Genomic DNA, 14533 nt, shown 5'->3' on the forward strand with positions numbered 1-14533 from the left:
CTAAGTTAATCTGGTATTGAGCCATATCAAATTCTCCTCCTGTTGAATGTTGCATCGACACCATCATTCTAACTGAGGGATTTGAATATGGCTCCCTTTGTTCGTTCTTGGAAGTCTACCATTTTACACAATTATATGGACTCAACTTCTTCATAAGAAGAAGCAGAAACAATGAAATACGTCATTTTTTTGTTTTCACCCCAATTACTCGCAATATTTATATGTTCAAAATTATCATCAAACCAGATGGTACCCAATGTGACAAAGTCCCATGGCTTTGAGGGTTTATGATAAACAAGATTACCCATATTGATCCCATTATTTTTATCAAGTATGTATGTAGGTAAAGTGGAATTTTGTTTTGTAAAATCAAAGCCATCGATCGTCACTGTACCTTTGAATTCGTGTTGGCGAAAAAATGGCCGGTACAAAGTTCCTGATACTCTTATTGAAGTACGATTGATGGAAGAAGAGTCTTTCTCGTAAAAGCTAACAGCAGGACGAACTACATCCACTTTTTGAGGGAATTTATAAAAATATAAAATGAACAATGTTACAATTCCAAATACAATGACAAAATATAATGCAGCTTTAAAAATTTTGGATACCATAAAGAAACCTCATCTCTTCCGGAAAATGGATAAGATTTGTGCGAAGTTATTCATCACACTCCAGCACAAATCTTATCATCTATTATGGCATTACAAATTATTATGGCATTACAAATGGGCTTGAAGGTGTTGCGACAGGCACCGTTTTAATTAATTTATTTTCAAACCCTCTCATCTCAGCTGTTGTCACATAAGAATTTCTCGGTGCATACGGGTCAAGATAAGCAGCAACAGCGAAAGAACCATTCCTATGTGCACTAGTGTTGTAATAATTGAAGGATTTACGACATTACCGAGGTCGGTCAAATAGGAACCGATGTGATTCGCAATCCTTCAACTACATGAAGCACGACAGTAGGAGATATGAAGGTCGTAAATATATCGTTTTCCCGGACCACGTCGGGCACCGTCAAATTCATGATTTACTGCTCATATAGAAAAAAGGACCTATAGGTTGTTAAACCTGAGGTCTTCTTTGTTTCCGATAATTTCCTTAGTACATTGACAACTTCTAAAACACTTGCAAAGCACCAAGAATCAAATAACCAGGTTTGTCTATCTATTCCTTTTCTTTTTAAAGTAGATCGAAGTTGTCCCTACGAGGACTATAACTGCGGTAACAATAAGAAAAATACCATAATATATATGTATTCCGCTTTGAGCTGAAACTTTATAAATACCGAGAGCAAGAACAAGGATAGATAGGATAAAGAAGCCTAAATTATTATCTTTCACGAAAATCCACCCTTTATGTTCGGCTGATATGCCTGTGCTTTTATAAAGCTGAATTTAAAACCTGTTTCCAAAAAATTCGTATTTGAGACTCTTGCCCTAACAGTCCACTTTCTGGTGTCAATAAATTTTTCATTAGAAAAGCAGCAAAAGAATGAACGTTTATAATTTTTGTGTGAGTCAGATTTATTAATTAGTACAGGAAGTATATCATAAATTGTGTCATTTGAAAAAATCTCCAGTAACAAAATAAAGTCAAACCTTACATTTTCAAATTCACACCAGAGATTGATTAAGTCATTTTTGTTATTTAGTGTTTCAGTTCTGTTAATTGGAAAGTATTTTTGATTGGATTGTGAGTATCCTAAATGTTCACAACAATATAAATCGATTATTTTAATCGATTCAAGGTTGTTTTTAATGCTTGTAGGAATTGAATATATTTTGTCATCTTTTCTTATGAAATCTTTACTAAGATCAGGTATAACAATTTCATTGTTAATAATCAACTGATATTCGTCAAGTGATGCAATTACAAGATTCCACGAGTGAGAATCGAACGACAAGGGAATCAGATTATTTTTCATTTTTAGGTGAACCGATGTTACTGGTAGATTCTTGGGATCAAATTGAACAACGTGATTCATGTAGGCACCCTTTTCGTTTATAGGTGGAGGGACTAATAACATTTTACTGTTGGCCAGTCAGATATTTGTTAAGCCCTTTTACTGCATTAATGCCATAGTTTGCTGCAAATTCTACAACAGCTCCCGCAGCAGAGCCTTTGGCAGCGGACAGCACTCTCGAAGCAGCGGCGCCGCTACTAGTTGCTGCGCCATAGACAGTTCCAGAAGCAGGACCAACAATGGAACTACTTTTGACAGTCTGTTTGAAAGGGTCAACGATAATGTCCTTAACCCCTCTGGAAAATTCTTGCTTTACAATTGTTGAAGTAGTATTTACAAAAGACTTAGCATTATTGTAAGTGGAAGTGACTTCCTTTTTTGCACTGCTAAGAGTGCTTTGAATATCCTTCCCTAGGTTGTTCAGGGTCTTCCCAATGTTAACACCCATTATCCTATCCTCTCCCAATAATGGAATTAGTCCCTCCGTTCATAGTAAACATTGAAAGGATAAAAAGGTAAATATCACAAAATGGAGCAAAATTGCTCATTCGAAATCTTTAAACCCATTATTCACCAGCATGAAGGTTTTTTGGTGAGTTACAGTTTGTATCTTTATTGAATTTTTAGCTTTGGGATTCGCTTGAGATAGCTGCGAAAAAACTTGCATTTTGCAATGTTTTGGCATCAAGAAGGCGTATCACTCTATCACCTCCCTTGCTCATACTCTTGTTAGGATATGCGGACAGGCGAAGACGGCTTGAATGAATGGAACCGGGGGCTTATTCAAGGCCATCGTCCTTCGCCGGCGGATGTTCCCCGGTGTCGTTCGCCGGATTCGGGCGATTCACGTGCGTCATTCATCCAAGAACCTGTCCTTCTGTCCGAGTATTTTATAAGTATACTCAGGGAAAGGAGGCCATACGATGGATGTAGCGACGGTATCGTCCGGGCGGCAGCTTGCGAGCAAGTGGATCAAGACGAACGCGCTGTTGTCCAGTCCGTACGTTGCCCGCCATATCCCTCCTTCGAGTCTGTTTAACGCCGGCAATTTAAGATCGATGTTGGGAAGATACGGCATGGTCGTAATCAAACCGGTGTGCGGAGGCGGCGGAATGGGCGTCATGAGAATTACTTACGGAGGCGGCCGCTACAGGTGCACATACATGTCCCGTACGAGATCGTTCACTTCCTTCGCCGGCCTGCTCGCGCATGTGAACCGGTCGAGGCGGGGCAGAGCTTATTTGATCCAGAAGGGGGTCCATTTGGCGACCATTGCCGGAAGGCCGATCGACTACCGGGTAAAATATGTGAAGCAAGACGGCGTTTGGACCTTTCGCTCCATGGTCGGAAGGGTGGCCCGGCGAGGGCTGTTCGTCACCAATCTGTGCAGAGGCGGACACCGGTTGACCGCGGCCCAAGGCATTCGGCGTTCGTTGTCTTCGCGATGGGTCGCCGCCAAGAAGCGCGAAATGAGACAATTGACGAAAGTTGCCACAACGCTGCTGGAGAGCCGTTTTCCGGGCATCGGGCAACTCGGCTACGACTATGGAATCGACCGAAACGGACACGTTTGGATTCTGGAAGTCAACACGCGACCGCAATAATCGTCATCGTTTTACAATAATTTCTATTAAAGGGTTTGATGGCGGCGAAAATCACTATCAAAGTTTTTTATGAAACGCCAGAGAACATTTTCTGTGTATAAGTTCGTCCACATTATCCACCTTGATTTGACTGTGTTCGGGACATTTTTCAACATTAAGTCCACACGTTATCCACGAATGATTGTGGATAATCGGGAGCCTTGTCCCCTTTCCAGACCCATGCTATGATGCCATCAGCCAATCAATCGAATGGAAGGAAAGAAGGGAAAGCGGTGCTAGTGCTTCTATCGGATGAAATGTTGTTGGAAGCTTACCATCATGCGCTTCGGATGCAACTGGACAGGGACTTCATTTATTTGCTGCGTACGGAAATTGTGCGGAGAAATCTTGTGCTGCCGGACGAGCAGGCGGGCTGAAGCCGTCAGAGCGGCCACAACGGGACGGAGACGGTAAAGAGGGTCCCGCACTGCGGACAGCTCGCGGCATGGCGGCAGTGAGGCTGCGCCGAAGAGCCTGCGGCGCCCATGGCGAGCTCGTCGATCGGATTATAAGGGGCGTAAGGGCCGTAGAAGTCGTCCAGACGTCCTTCGTCCGCGGCGTCTCCTCCGCAACGAACGCAACGGGGAGTCAGCGGGGCGAAGGCGTTGCAGGCAGGGCACAGCATCACGGGCATCCTCCTTGGGTACGGATCTTCCATCCGCGTTCTCCAAGGTAGGATGCCCGCTCTGCGTCCAAACTGTTCTTACAATTTCAAATTGCTGCTGTGTCCGGGAGACAATTTGGCCGCGGGGTCCACATACACCTTGGCGTTGTTGATCGCGGTCGGCGCTTCGCCGAACCCGACGGCGATCAGCTTCAGCTTGCCCGGATACGTCGTGACGTCTCCCGCCGCGAAAATGCCGGGAATGTTCGTCTCCATCCTCGTGTCGACGACGATCGAGCCGTTCTCGATGGCGATCCCCCACTCGGCGATCGGACCGAGAGAGCTGACGAATCCGAAATTGACGATCACCGCGTCGACGTCGAGTTGCGTCTCGGCCTTCGTCTTCACGTCCGTCAGCGTCACGCGCTCGATCTTCTCTTCGCCGTGCAAGGCGGTGATCTCGGTCGGCACGACGACGTTCACTTTCGATTTCATGAGCAGCTCGACGCTATGCTCGTGGGCGCGGAACTTGTCGCGGCGGTGGACAAGCGTCACCTGCTCCGCGATCGGCTCCAGCATGAGCGACCAATCGAGCGCGGAGTCGCCGCCGCCGCTGATGAGCACCCGCTGGCCGCGGAAGCGTTCCAGGTCGCTGACGAAGTAGTGCAGGTTCGACTTCTCGAACTTCGCCGCTTCCGGAAGCTCCAGCCGCCGGGGCTCGAACGCTCCCACACCGGCGGTTATGATGACCGCTTTGGCATAATGCGTCGCCTTGTCGGTCACGATCTCGAACAGCCGCTCTTCCACCTTGCGGACGTTCTGCACCTTTTCCTCCAACCGGATGTCGGTCGGGAACAGCTCCATCTGCTTTTTCAAATTGTCGACCAGCTCCTGGGCTTTCACTTTCGGAAAGCCGGCCACGTCGTAAATATACTTCTCCGGATACAGGGCTGCGAGCTGTCCGCCCAATTGCGGCATACTCTCGATCAAGGTAACCGACATCTGTCTCATTCCGCCGTAGAAAGCGGCGAACATTCCTGCGGGTCCGCCGCCGATGATGGCCACGTCCGTCGCTGCAACCGGGTTGCTGCTCATTTCCGACACCTCCGTCTATGCCTGCCCGAACCGGGTTTTGGTTGATCTTCTTCGTCGTCCGGAGACGCCGAAGGCGATTTTGCTTGGCCTGAATCTTTTCTTATTATAAGCTTGCGGTTCCGGCAACGGAATACCCGGAGGGAAAATGTCGAAAACTGTGAAAAGTATGGGAACCAATCCCTAGTCAATTTTGTGTAGATGTCCAAACAATTTCGTGTAAATGAATCTTGAAAATGCCAGGGAAAGCCTATATGATTCAAATGTACGCACGGTAAACCCTTTTCGGAGTCTTTTTGTGTCTTTTTTCACAAATATAGAGTATGAACACAACATCGGATTGGATGGGATCAACCATGAGCAGCATTCCTAAAATCGTCATTTTGGGTGCGGGATACGGCGGTGTGCTGACCTCCCTTCGTTTACAGAAAGAATTGAACTATAATGAAGCAGACGTTACCCTGGTGAATAAGCACGATTATCATTATATTACGACTCATCTGCATATGCCTGCGGCCGGAACGGATCATCCGGACAATGCGCGCGTGAATATTTCCAAGCTGATCGACGAATTCAAAATCGACTTCGTCAAATCGACGGTCGTGCAAATTCGGCCCCAGGACCGCAAAGTCATTCTCGAAGACGGCACGTTGTCCTACGACTATCTCGTGATCGCGCTCGGCGGCGAATCGGAGACGTTCGGTATTCCGGGCCTGGCCGAACACGCTTTTACGATCCGCAGCATCAACTCCGTCCGGTTGATCCGCGAGCATATCGAATATCAGTTTGCCCGCTACAAGCGGGAGCCTCACCGCACCGATTACCTGACGTTCATCGTCGGCGGCGCGGGCTTCACGGGCATCGAGTTCGTCGGCGAACTGGCGGACCGCGTTCCCGAGCTGTGCAAGCAATTCGACGTGGAACCGTCCCTCGTCAAGATTATCAATATTGAAGCGGCTCCGACCGCGCTGCCGGGCTTCGATCCGGAGTTGGTCGAATACGCGATGCAGGTGCTGCAGAAGAAGGGCGTTACGTTCCGCATCGGCACCGCGATCAAGGAGTGCACGCCGGACGGCGTCGTCGTCGGGGAAGGCGAAGAGATCAAAGCCCAGACCGTCATCTGGACGGGCGGCGTTCGCGGCAATCGGCTCATCGAGGAAGCGGGCTTCGAGACGACGCGCGGCCGGGTGAAAGTGGACGAGTATTTGCGGGCGCCGGGCCACGAGAACATCTACGTGCTGGGCGACAACTCGCTCATGTTCAACGAAGAAGGCCGGCCGTATCCTCCGACCGCCCAGATCGCCATGCAGCAAGGCGTCAACTGCGCGCACAACCTGGTGGCGTCCATTCGCAACCAGTCGCCGAAGCCTTTCGTGTTCAGCAACAAGGGCACGGTGGCGTCGCTCGGCAAGGGCGAAGCGATCGGCATCGCCTTCGGCAAGAAGTACAAAGGCCGGGTGGCGGCATGGCTGAAGAAGCTGATCGATCTGCGCTACCTGTTCATCATCGGGGGCATTCCGCTCGTGCTGAGGAAAGGCAAATTCCTGTAATGAGACACTGCAGCGTGCAGGTTCGCGGGCTTCTGACCCGGAGCGAACTGGACCGGTACAACGCGCTCATGGAAGTCGGCGGATACCTGGAGTCGCAGAAGCGATACGACTTGTCCGCGATCGTGCAGGCGGAGGTGGATTTGCTCATCCAGCCGGCGATCGAACGGCTCAAGGAGAAGGGACGCCAGCGCGACCGGATGACCCAGGAGTATCTGGAGGAGCGCCGCCGCGCCGAATGGGAAGCCCAAATGCGGCAGATGAACGACGACGATGACGAATAAGGCGAGTAAGGTTTAGCATTGCCTCCGGTTCCGCGCATGTGGGATCGGGGGCTTTTGAGCTTAGGGCGTGCCTCTGAACGCGCCCAAACAAAAAAGCGGCGCAGGATTCGATCCTGCTGCCGCTTGTCCGCGTCAATCCTTGAGCAGCTCGGCCAAACCGTCGTGCGTCAGCCGGTTGCCGACGTAGAACGCGCCGAACTCGCCATAGCGGGCGCTCACCTCGTCGAAGCGCATCTCATATATGAGCTTCTTGAACTGCAGCGCGTCGTCGGCGAACAGCGTGACGCCCCACTCCCAGTCGTCGAAGCCGATCGAACCGCTGATGATCTGCTTCACCTTGCCGGCGTAGCTGCGGCCGATCATGCCGTGGCTGCGCATCATCGCTTTGCGCTCTTCCATCGGCAGCATGTACCAGTTGTCTCCCAGCAGACGGCGCTTGTTCATCGGGTAGAAGCAAATATGGTTCGTCTTCGGCAGAATCGGCTTCAGCCGCGCGACGATCTCCGGCACCTGCATCGGATCGACGCCGGGCTGCCCCATATAATTGCTCAGCTCCACGACGCTGACGTACGAATAAGCCGGCTTCGTGAATTTGGCGAACGGCGAGCGGTTGAACGCATTTTCCACCGCGTTCAGTTCCTGCAGCGTCTCCCTCAAATGCATGAATACGAGATCGGCTTTCTGGCCGACGATCGCGTACAGCGCGAGGCTCCCTTCCTTGCGTTCCTCAACCTGTTCCCACTCGTTCACCAGACCGAACAGGCTGCGGCGCGCTTGCTCCCGCTCTTCGGGGGAAGCTTCGTTCCATGCCGTCCAGTCGATCGTGCGAAAGTCGTGAAGGACGTACCAGCCGTCCAGCGTTTGCGCTGCTTCGCTCATTTTGTCCCGTCTCCTCGTCTGTCTTCGTTTTTCAACATCTCACCTATCTATTTTAACGGAATCGTCCCGTTTCCGGCAAACAAGCCTTCTGTGAACATTGACTCGAGGGAGTCCGATTTGTAAACTGGAAATGGATACGAAGCTTGGGAGGATAGTTCGTCATGACGGAGATTATCCAAGAGATCGTCGGTACCGTGCTGTTTTTCGTGCTGTTTTTCGGGATCGGCTTTATTCTGAATATGCTGGTCAAAACGACCTGGTTCCCCACGTGGTTTTACGTGGTCGTCGTGCTGCCGCTGAGCGTCTGGTATTTCTGGAAGCCGGGCCTCAGTCTGCTCTCGTTCCTCGGCGTGTTCCTGCTTCCGTTCGCGGCGGGCATCGGCGGGGCGCTGGCGAGCGGCTGGGCCATTCAATCGCTGCGCAAGAACGGATACCGGATGTTCTGATCGCGAGCGGCGGGAGGCGGGAAGAGACGATGGCAAATCGGGAATGGCGGAAAATGGCGAAGTTCGCTCTCGTCGGCGCGATGAATACGGGAGTGGATTTCGCCGTTTTCGCGGCTTTGGTGTACGGGCTGGGCGTTCCTACGGGACTGGCGCAGCCCGTTTCTTATTTATGCGGCTTCGCGAACAGCTACCTGTGGAACCGGAACTGGACGTTCCGCACCGGCAAGCGGGCCGACGCGATGGAACTCATCCGGTTCGGCGCCGTGAACGCGCTGTCCTTCGCGCTCGCCACCGCCGCGCTGCTCGGCATCGAGCAAGGGATCGGATGGAACGCGCTCGCGGCCAAAGCGGCGTCGATCGTCGTCTCGCTGGGGGCGAATTATCTCGGCAGCCGGCTGTGGGTGTTCCGAAGCGGGGACAAAAGCGGGGAAGCGGATACGGTATAAAAGGAAGGACCGGGCGGGCAAGCTAACGGATACGATTCCAGCCTTTCGGAGGGATGTCCGTGCCTTTACTTCACATAAACGGCGCCGAACTGCACTACCATGTCCAGGGGAAAGGGACGCCGGTCGTCTTTATCCATCCTCCGACGATGGGCAGCCGGGTGTTCACGTATTTGCGCAACGATCTGTCCCGGGATCACCGCACGCTGCTGTTCGATTTCCGCGGCCACGGCCGAAGCGCGTCGTCCGCGGCATCGATTGCGTTTCCTCTGCTCGTCGAAGATACTTGCCGGCTGATGGATGCGCTTGACATTCCGTCGGCTTATTTGTGCGCGTACTCGATGGGCACGATGGTTGCGCTGGAAGCGCTGCTGACGCATCCCGGCCGGTTCTGCGGCGCGGCGCTGCTGGCCGGGATGCCGGAAGCGAGCGGACGCGCCGTCCGCTTCCTCGCGAAGGCGGGACTGGCGGCTTCCGCCATGCGCGCCAAGCAGCTCGTGGCCTTGGCGGACAGCTGGGTGCATGCGGACAACATCGAAGCGTTCCGGCGCCTGCGCGCGGAGACGGCGGCGGGGGACCCCGTCAAATGGCGGGAATATATCGCCGCGGGCCTGGCTTATTCGGCGACGGACAGGCTGCCCGCGATCGAAAATCCCGTGCTGCTGATTTACGGCCGGAAGGACAAGACGTTCGCGCCGCATGCGCAGACGCTGCAGGAACGCTTGCCGAACACGGCCACCGCTTGGATTCCGGACGCGGGGCATACGCTTCCGGTCCAAGCGGCCGATACGTGCGGCCAGCTCATACGCGGCTGGCTCGCCGCCTTGGAGGAGAAGCGGACGGACGACGAAGCCCGTGAGGAGTTCGCCTACGGGAGCGCGCCGCTCGCGGATCCGGACGAGTTCGGCCATCATCCGGAGCTGTAAAGTTACAGAGACGCGGACAGCTCGCGGTTGAATGCTTCGAGGAAGCGTCGATCCTCCTGCGTGAAGCGGCCTTTGACCGGACTGTCGATGTCGAGGACGCCGATCAGGCTGCCGCCGGCGAAGAGAGGGACGACGATTTCCGATTGGGAGGCGGCGTCGCAAGCGATATGCCCGGGAAATTGGTGCACGTCTTCCACGACGATCGTCTCCCGCCTGGCCGCGGAAGTGCCGCATACGCCCCGGCCGAGCGGAATCCGCACGCAGGCGGGCAATCCCTGGAACGGGCCGAGCACGAGTTCGCCCTCTTCCAGCAAGTAAAAGCCGACCCAGTTGATGTCGGTCAAATACGTTTGAAGCAGCGCGGAAGCGTTGGCGAGATTGGCGATCCGGTTCGGTTCGCCTTCGATCAGGCCGCGAAGCTGGGCAAGCAACAGCCGTTCGTTCTCCTCGCGGCTGCCGGTATACGTTTGTCTTGTGAAGGACATCAGAATTCCTCGCTTTCTTCGAAAAAAGATAGTTGACGCCGAACATGGCCTGCTGTTACTATCTAATTAAATCCTATAGGCTTTATCGGAATAAATCAAGACTGCCGATCGGACCGCTGAAGGCACCTGTCACGCGCGAAAAATTTTGCACGGGAAGGTGTCTTTTTTTGCCGCTGCCTCCCGCGATTCGGCGCAAGGGGCGGAGCCCGAGTCCGGCCGGAGCTGAAGATGCGGCTTTCTATAGGATAAACTAATCGGAGGCTGATGACGATGTCCGAATTAAGAAATTTGCAACCCGAAACGTTAGCGGTGCATGCCGGCCAGCAGATCGACCCCACGACACTGTCCCGAGCCGTGCCGATCTACCAGACGACCTCTTACGGCTTCCGTGATACGGATCATGCCGCCAACCTGTTCGCGCTCAAGGAGTTCGGCAACATTTACACGCGCGTGACGAACCCGACCTCGGACGTGTTCGAGCAGCGGATCGCGGCGCTCGAAGGCGGCGTCGGCGCGCTTGCCACCGCGTCCGGCCAGGCGGCCATCGCCTATTCGATTCTGAACATCGCGGGCAGCGGCGACGAGATCGTGTCCGCTACGAGCTTGTACGGAGGCACGTACAATCTGTTCTCGACGACCCTGTCGAAGCTGGGCATCAAGGTTCGCTTCGTCGACCCGAGCGATCCCGAGAATTTCCGCAAGGCGATCAACGACAAGACCAAAGCGTTGTACGCCGAGACGATCGGCAATCCGAAGGGCGACGTCCTCGACGTCGAAGCGGTGGCCGCGATCGCCCACGAGCACGGGATTCCGCTCATCGTCGACAATACGTTCCCGAGCCCGTATCTGCTGCGTCCGATCGACTTCGGCGCCGACATTGTCGTCCACTCCGCGACGAAGTTCATCGGCGGGCACGGCACGTCGATCGGCGGCGTCATCGTCGACGGCGGCAAATTCGACTGGACCGCGAACGACAAGTTTCCCGGCCTCACACAGCCGGACCCGAGCTATCACGGCCTCGTCTACACCGAGGCGCTCGGTCCGCTCGCCTATATTATCAAAGCCCGCGTGCAGCTGCTCCGCGATCTCGGGGCCGCCATCTCCCCGTTCAACTCGTTCCTGCTGCTGCAAGGGCTGGAGACGCTTCATCTGCGGCTCGAACGGCACAGCCAGAACGCGCTTGAGGTCGCCCGGTTCCTGCAGGGGCATCCGTCCGTCGAATGGGTCAGCTACGCGGGATTGGAGGGTCATCCTTCCTACGAGCTTGCCAAGAAATATTTGCCGAAAGGCCAAGGCGCCATTCTGTCCTTCGGCATCAAGGGCGGCGTAGAGGCGGGGCGGAAGCTCATCCATTCGGTGAAGCTGTTCTCCCATCTGGCCAATGTGGGCGACTCCAAGTCGCTGATCATTCACCCGGCGAGCACGACCCATCAACAGCTGTCCCCGGAAGAGCAGCAAGCGACGGGCGTCACCGACGGCTTGATCCGGCTGTCGGTCGGGACGGAAGCGATCTCCGACATCCTGTACGATCTGGAACAGGCGATTGCCGCCAGCCAAGCCTGACCCTATCTGTGTATGGTAGAAGAGACTCCTTTTACGGGGTCTCTTTTTTGCGCTGCAAGGACGGTCTTTGTGTTAAAATAAAGAGATCATTCTATGCCAAAAAGGTTGTCGAGTTGTACATGCGAGTGTCGAATCGATTGGAATTCACGGAAAATCACCGTTACGTGGCCTACCGCGATTTCGCGCTAAGCGGACTCGATCGGAAAATGCTCACCCATCTCTATCAGCCGATGGTCGGCGCTTTTGCCGTTGGCCTCTATTTATTGCTCTATCATCATCTCGGCGACGATAAAACCGGATATACGGTGCCCGAGGCGCAGCGCAAGCTGTTCCTCGGCCTCGATCTGGAGATGAATCCGGCCGGCCGGCAAACGCTGATCGACCACTTCTCCCGGCTCGAGGCGGTCGGCCTGCTCCAGACGTACCGCCAGTACGATCCGGCGGCGGAAGAGTCGCTTTACGAATATGTGCTCATCCGGCCGCTGCCGCCCGGCGAATTTTTCTCGAATCTCCATTTGACGCTGCTGCTTCGGGACAAGATCGGCAAGCTCGCGCTCATGGAGCTGAGGGACGAATTGATCGCTTCCCCGCCGGTGGGGCTGGCCCGGTTCATGAATCGCGAGGAGGCAACCGTCCCGTTCTACGAGCTGTTCCGTCTCAGCCCCGGGCCTGTCGATCCGGAGCTGGAAGCGGCGATCTCGGAGAGCGCGCCGGCTCGGGAGAGAACCGGCGGGCCGAAGCTGCCGGAACGGATCCGGCATAGCGAGATGCTGCTCCGCTTCCCGCGAGGGGCGGCCAACCGGAGGTATGTGGAGCGTCTGCACCTGCAGCCGGAAGCGATGGGGCAGATCAACTACATCGCCTACAAATTCGATTTGGACGTGGCGGAAATTTGCCGGCTGCTCGACGAGGACGGCATCTTCGAAACGGACGGCACGCTGCGATGGGACGAGCTGCAGCATCGCGCCAACCTCGTCTACCGCCAGGGCCGGAAGCGGGACGAGGAGCGGGAGCGCTATATGGCTCGCCTGGAAGCGGCGGAAGCCCCGTTGCCGCCGGAAGAACCGGACGACTTGCCTTACGCGGCGCCGCTGCTCGACATTCCGGCCCGGTTCGGCGGTTCGGTGACGGTCGAGGAATACAACCGGATGCTGCGGCACGAGCCGTATACGCGGATGCTCGCCCGCTATTTTCCCGGTGCGGTGCCGGACGCGTTCGCGCGTATTTTCGAGCGGATCGACCTGAACTACAAGCTGCCGGAGCCCGTCATCAACGTGCTTATCCATTACGTGCTCGGGATGGATCACGCGCAGCGGCTGACGAAGAGCTTCATTGACTCGATCGCTTCCAACATGCTTGCCAAAGGCATCGATACGTTCGCCAAAGCCGTCGTTTACGTCCTCGAGCAGCAGAAGCTGAACGAGACGCTGGAGAAGCGCCGCCGGGGCGAGAGCGCCGCAGAAGCGGGCGGAGCCGCTTCCCGGGGACAAGCCGGGGCGGGTTCACGCGCCCGGAAGAGCGGCGGCGGCAGCCGGAAGCCGGCCATGCCGGTCGTCGGCAGCACCGGCCCCGCGCAGGAGATTCCGCCGGAGGAGCTGGAGAAGATGCGCGAGCTGGCCCGGAAGCTTAAAGACAATAAAAATTGAAGCGCGTCTTCGCGCTTGACAGAAGGCATGGAAAGGAGGAACCGAAATGGAATCGTTGGGAGAGGCGCTTCGCAGCTGGCAGCAGGCCGGCCGAATGCAGGACGTGGAGCGGCTCACGAACCGGGTGTTTAACGATCCGCTCGTACGGAAGCTGCGGGAGCGTTATCCGGGGCTGACCGACCGGACGCTGCGCCTGAACTTGAACAAGCTGTACCAGATGACTAACGAATACCGGAACTGCAAGGAATGTCCGGGGCTGGAGCGCTGTCCGAACGACATGCAGGGCCACTCCACGCGGATTGAATGCGAGGAGACGAACGGCGAGTGGCAGCTGTTCGACGTCAAATCGCCTTGCTCGAAATGGACGGCTTATGAACAGCGCGAAATGATTCGCCGCCGCATCACGAGCTATTATGCGGATGTGGATGTCGCCGGCGAAGCGTTCGATTCCGAGCAGATGTTCGAGCTGGACCCGGACCGGAGAACGGCCGTTCACCGGCTGCTCGCCTATATTGAGGAGACAAGCCGCAACGGGCTCGGCAAGAAAGGGCTGTACCTGATGGGCAGCTTCGGTACGGGGAAAACGTACATGGCCGCCTACTTGCTTCATAAGCTGGCCAGGGAGGGATATTCGGGCGTCATCGTCTATATGCCGGAATTCGTGGAAGACGCCAAGGCGCTGATGATGGAGCCGCAGAAGCTGAAGGAGACGTTGACCTTGATGAAGGAGTGCGATCTGCTCGTCTTCGACGACATCGGGGCGGAGAATTTGAGTCCATGGGTGCGGGATCACGTGCTGGGGGCCATTCTCAATTACCGGATGAACCGGAAGCCGACATTTTACACATCCAACCACGATCTCGATTCGCTGGAGAAGCACTTCAGCTTTACGCACAAGGAAGGCGAAGAGATGCACAAAGGGCAGCGGCTGATGGACCGGATCCGTCCGTTCGTCGACGTCGTCCACGTGCAAGGCCGCAACCAGCGGGGCAACGGTTAACACGGC

General features: G+C 54.9%; 17 protein-coding genes. 10 read left to right on the plus strand and 7 right to left on the minus strand.

Features of this window, described 5'->3' with window-relative positions; all coding sequences use genetic code 11:
* Window positions 1-131: 131 nt before the first annotated feature.
* From G485_RS29810 to G485_RS0109335, 3 genes are all read right to left on the minus strand, one after another.
* On the minus strand, window positions 132-611 hold the full coding sequence (locus G485_RS29810; RefSeq protein WP_156922222.1) for a hypothetical protein: 480 nt from the start codon (window positions 609-611) through the stop codon (window positions 132-134).
* Window positions 612-1342: 731 nt separating this feature from the next.
* Window positions 1343-1990, minus strand: a complete 648-nt coding sequence (locus G485_RS29815; RefSeq protein WP_156922224.1) for a hypothetical protein — start codon at window positions 1988-1990, stop codon at window positions 1343-1345.
* 43 nt (window positions 1991-2033) lie between these two features.
* Window positions 2034-2417: a hypothetical protein gene (locus tag G485_RS0109335; RefSeq protein WP_027092348.1), complete on the minus strand. Its 384-nt coding sequence runs from the start codon at window positions 2415-2417 to the stop codon at window positions 2034-2036.
* Between the two features lie 475 nt (window positions 2418-2892).
* Here G485_RS0109335 and G485_RS0109340 point away from each other — a divergent pair, with 475 nt between their 5' ends.
* Both G485_RS0109340 and sda read left to right on the plus strand, forming a co-directional pair.
* A complete protein-coding gene (locus G485_RS0109340; protein WP_027092349.1) occupies window positions 2893-3573 on the plus strand; it encodes a YheC/YheD family protein in 681 nt (226 codons plus the stop codon).
* A 272-nt stretch (window positions 3574-3845) separates the two neighbouring features.
* Complete coding sequence (gene sda, locus G485_RS30850; protein WP_084423222.1) at window positions 3846-3989, plus strand: sporulation histidine kinase inhibitor Sda; 144 nt, start codon at window positions 3846-3848, stop codon at window positions 3987-3989.
* A 5-nt stretch (window positions 3990-3994) separates the two neighbouring features.
* Here the strand turns inward: sda and G485_RS25760 are convergent, their stop codons facing one another.
* Both G485_RS25760 and G485_RS0109355 read right to left on the minus strand, forming a co-directional pair.
* Window positions 3995-4240: a hypothetical protein gene (locus G485_RS25760; protein ID WP_156922226.1), complete on the minus strand. Its 246-nt coding sequence runs from the start codon at window positions 4238-4240 to the stop codon at window positions 3995-3997.
* A 75-nt stretch (window positions 4241-4315) separates the two neighbouring features.
* Window positions 4316-5311 (minus strand): NAD(P)/FAD-dependent oxidoreductase, encoded by a 996-nt coding sequence (locus tag G485_RS0109355; protein ID WP_027092350.1) that lies wholly within the window; start codon window positions 5309-5311, stop codon window positions 4316-4318.
* 353 nt (window positions 5312-5664) lie between these two features.
* On the opposite strand from G485_RS0109355, the gene G485_RS0109360 reads away from it, so the two are divergent.
* Window positions 5665-6858 carry an NAD(P)/FAD-dependent oxidoreductase gene (locus G485_RS0109360; protein WP_027092351.1) on the plus strand — a complete coding sequence of 398 codons (1194 nt, stop codon included), beginning with the start codon at window positions 5665-5667 and terminating at the stop codon, window positions 6856-6858.
* Window positions 6858-7139 (plus strand): hypothetical protein, encoded by a 282-nt coding sequence (locus tag G485_RS0109365; protein ID WP_027092352.1) that lies wholly within the window; start codon window positions 6858-6860, stop codon window positions 7137-7139. The genes G485_RS0109360 and G485_RS0109365 overlap by 1 nt, the downstream gene beginning before the upstream one ends.
* 132 nt (window positions 7140-7271) lie before the next feature.
* Here the strand turns inward: G485_RS0109365 and hemQ are convergent, their stop codons facing one another.
* Window positions 7272-8018, minus strand: a complete 747-nt coding sequence (gene hemQ / locus G485_RS0109370; protein ID WP_027092353.1) for a hydrogen peroxide-dependent heme synthase — start codon at window positions 8016-8018, stop codon at window positions 7272-7274.
* 161 nt (window positions 8019-8179) lie between these two features.
* Here hemQ and G485_RS0109375 point away from each other — a divergent pair, with 161 nt between their 5' ends.
* Genes G485_RS0109375 through G485_RS25765 form a run of 3 tightly spaced genes read left to right on the plus strand, consistent with a single transcriptional unit; the run spans window position 8180 to window position 9833 of the window.
* Window positions 8180-8464, plus strand: coding sequence for a YuiB family protein (locus tag G485_RS0109375; RefSeq protein ID WP_027092354.1), 285 nt, complete (start codon window positions 8180-8182; stop codon window positions 8462-8464).
* Between the two features lie 29 nt (window positions 8465-8493).
* Complete coding sequence (locus G485_RS0109380) at window positions 8494-8910, plus strand: GtrA family protein (protein WP_027092355.1); 417 nt, start codon at window positions 8494-8496, stop codon at window positions 8908-8910.
* Window positions 8911-8969: 59 nt separating this feature from the next.
* The gene (locus tag G485_RS25765; protein ID WP_169732302.1) at window positions 8970-9833 is read left to right on the plus strand and encodes an alpha/beta fold hydrolase; all 864 of its coding nucleotides are present in this window, start codon (window positions 8970-8972) and stop codon (window positions 9831-9833) included.
* A gap of 2 nt (window positions 9834-9835) precedes the next feature.
* Here G485_RS25765 and G485_RS0109390 read toward each other — a convergent pair whose 3' ends face one another.
* Window positions 9836-10318 carry a GAF domain-containing protein gene (locus G485_RS0109390; RefSeq protein WP_035155471.1) on the minus strand — a complete coding sequence of 161 codons (483 nt, stop codon included), beginning with the start codon at window positions 10316-10318 and terminating at the stop codon, window positions 9836-9838.
* A 270-nt stretch (window positions 10319-10588) separates the two neighbouring features.
* On the opposite strand from G485_RS0109390, the gene G485_RS0109395 reads away from it, so the two are divergent.
* The 3 genes from G485_RS0109395 (at window position 10589) to G485_RS0109405 (ending at window position 14527) form a co-directional block, all read left to right on the plus strand.
* On the plus strand, window positions 10589-11881 hold the full coding sequence (locus G485_RS0109395) for a homocysteine synthase (protein WP_027092357.1): 1293 nt from the start codon (window positions 10589-10591) through the stop codon (window positions 11879-11881).
* A 137-nt stretch (window positions 11882-12018) separates the two neighbouring features.
* Window positions 12019-13527 carry a DnaD domain protein gene (locus G485_RS0109400; RefSeq protein WP_240489107.1) on the plus strand — a complete coding sequence of 503 codons (1509 nt, stop codon included), beginning with the start codon at window positions 12019-12021 and terminating at the stop codon, window positions 13525-13527.
* Window positions 13528-13573: 46 nt separating this feature from the next.
* Entirely contained in the window at window positions 13574-14527 is a 954-nt protein-coding gene (locus tag G485_RS0109405; protein ID WP_027092359.1) for an ATP-binding protein, read from the plus strand.
* Window positions 14528-14533 lie beyond the last annotated feature (6 nt).

This window comes from Cohnella thermotolerans DSM 17683, assembly GCF_000429825.1.
Lineage (GTDB): Bacteria > Bacillota > Bacilli > Paenibacillales > Paenibacillaceae > Cohnella > Cohnella thermotolerans.

What these genes read in the sequence shown, in the direction of transcription:
- G485_RS0109335 (WP_027092348.1), bottom strand. Translation starts at nt 2,417, where the DNA reads ATGGGTGTTAACATTGGGAAGACCCTGAACAACCTAGGGAAGGATATT.
- G485_RS0109405 (WP_027092359.1), top strand. Translation starts at nt 13,574, where the DNA reads ATGGAATCGTTGGGAGAGGCGCTTCGCAGCTGGCAGCAGGCCGGCCGA.
- G485_RS0109395 (WP_027092357.1), top strand. Translation starts at nt 10,589, where the DNA reads ATGTCCGAATTAAGAAATTTGCAACCCGAAACGTTAGCGGTGCATGCC.
- G485_RS0109375 (WP_027092354.1), top strand. Translation starts at nt 8,180, where the DNA reads ATGACGGAGATTATCCAAGAGATCGTCGGTACCGTGCTGTTTTTCGTG.
- G485_RS29815 (WP_156922224.1), bottom strand. Translation starts at nt 1,990, where the DNA reads ATGAATCACGTTGTTCAATTTGATCCCAAGAATCTACCAGTAACATCG.
- G485_RS0109380 (WP_027092355.1), top strand. Translation starts at nt 8,494, where the DNA reads ATGGCAAATCGGGAATGGCGGAAAATGGCGAAGTTCGCTCTCGTCGGC.
- hemQ (WP_027092353.1), bottom strand. Translation starts at nt 8,018, where the DNA reads ATGAGCGAAGCAGCGCAAACGCTGGACGGCTGGTACGTCCTTCACGAC.
- G485_RS0109340 (WP_027092349.1), top strand. Translation starts at nt 2,893, where the DNA reads ATGGATGTAGCGACGGTATCGTCCGGGCGGCAGCTTGCGAGCAAGTGG.
- G485_RS0109355 (WP_027092350.1), bottom strand. Translation starts at nt 5,311, where the DNA reads ATGAGCAGCAACCCGGTTGCAGCGACGGACGTGGCCATCATCGGCGGC.
- G485_RS29810 (WP_156922222.1), bottom strand. Translation starts at nt 611, where the DNA reads ATGGTATCCAAAATTTTTAAAGCTGCATTATATTTTGTCATTGTATTT.
- G485_RS0109360 (WP_027092351.1), top strand. Translation starts at nt 5,665, where the DNA reads ATGAGCAGCATTCCTAAAATCGTCATTTTGGGTGCGGGATACGGCGGT.
- G485_RS0109390 (WP_035155471.1), bottom strand. Translation starts at nt 10,318, where the DNA reads ATGTCCTTCACAAGACAAACGTATACCGGCAGCCGCGAGGAGAACGAA.
- G485_RS0109365 (WP_027092352.1), top strand. Translation starts at nt 6,858, where the DNA reads ATGAGACACTGCAGCGTGCAGGTTCGCGGGCTTCTGACCCGGAGCGAA.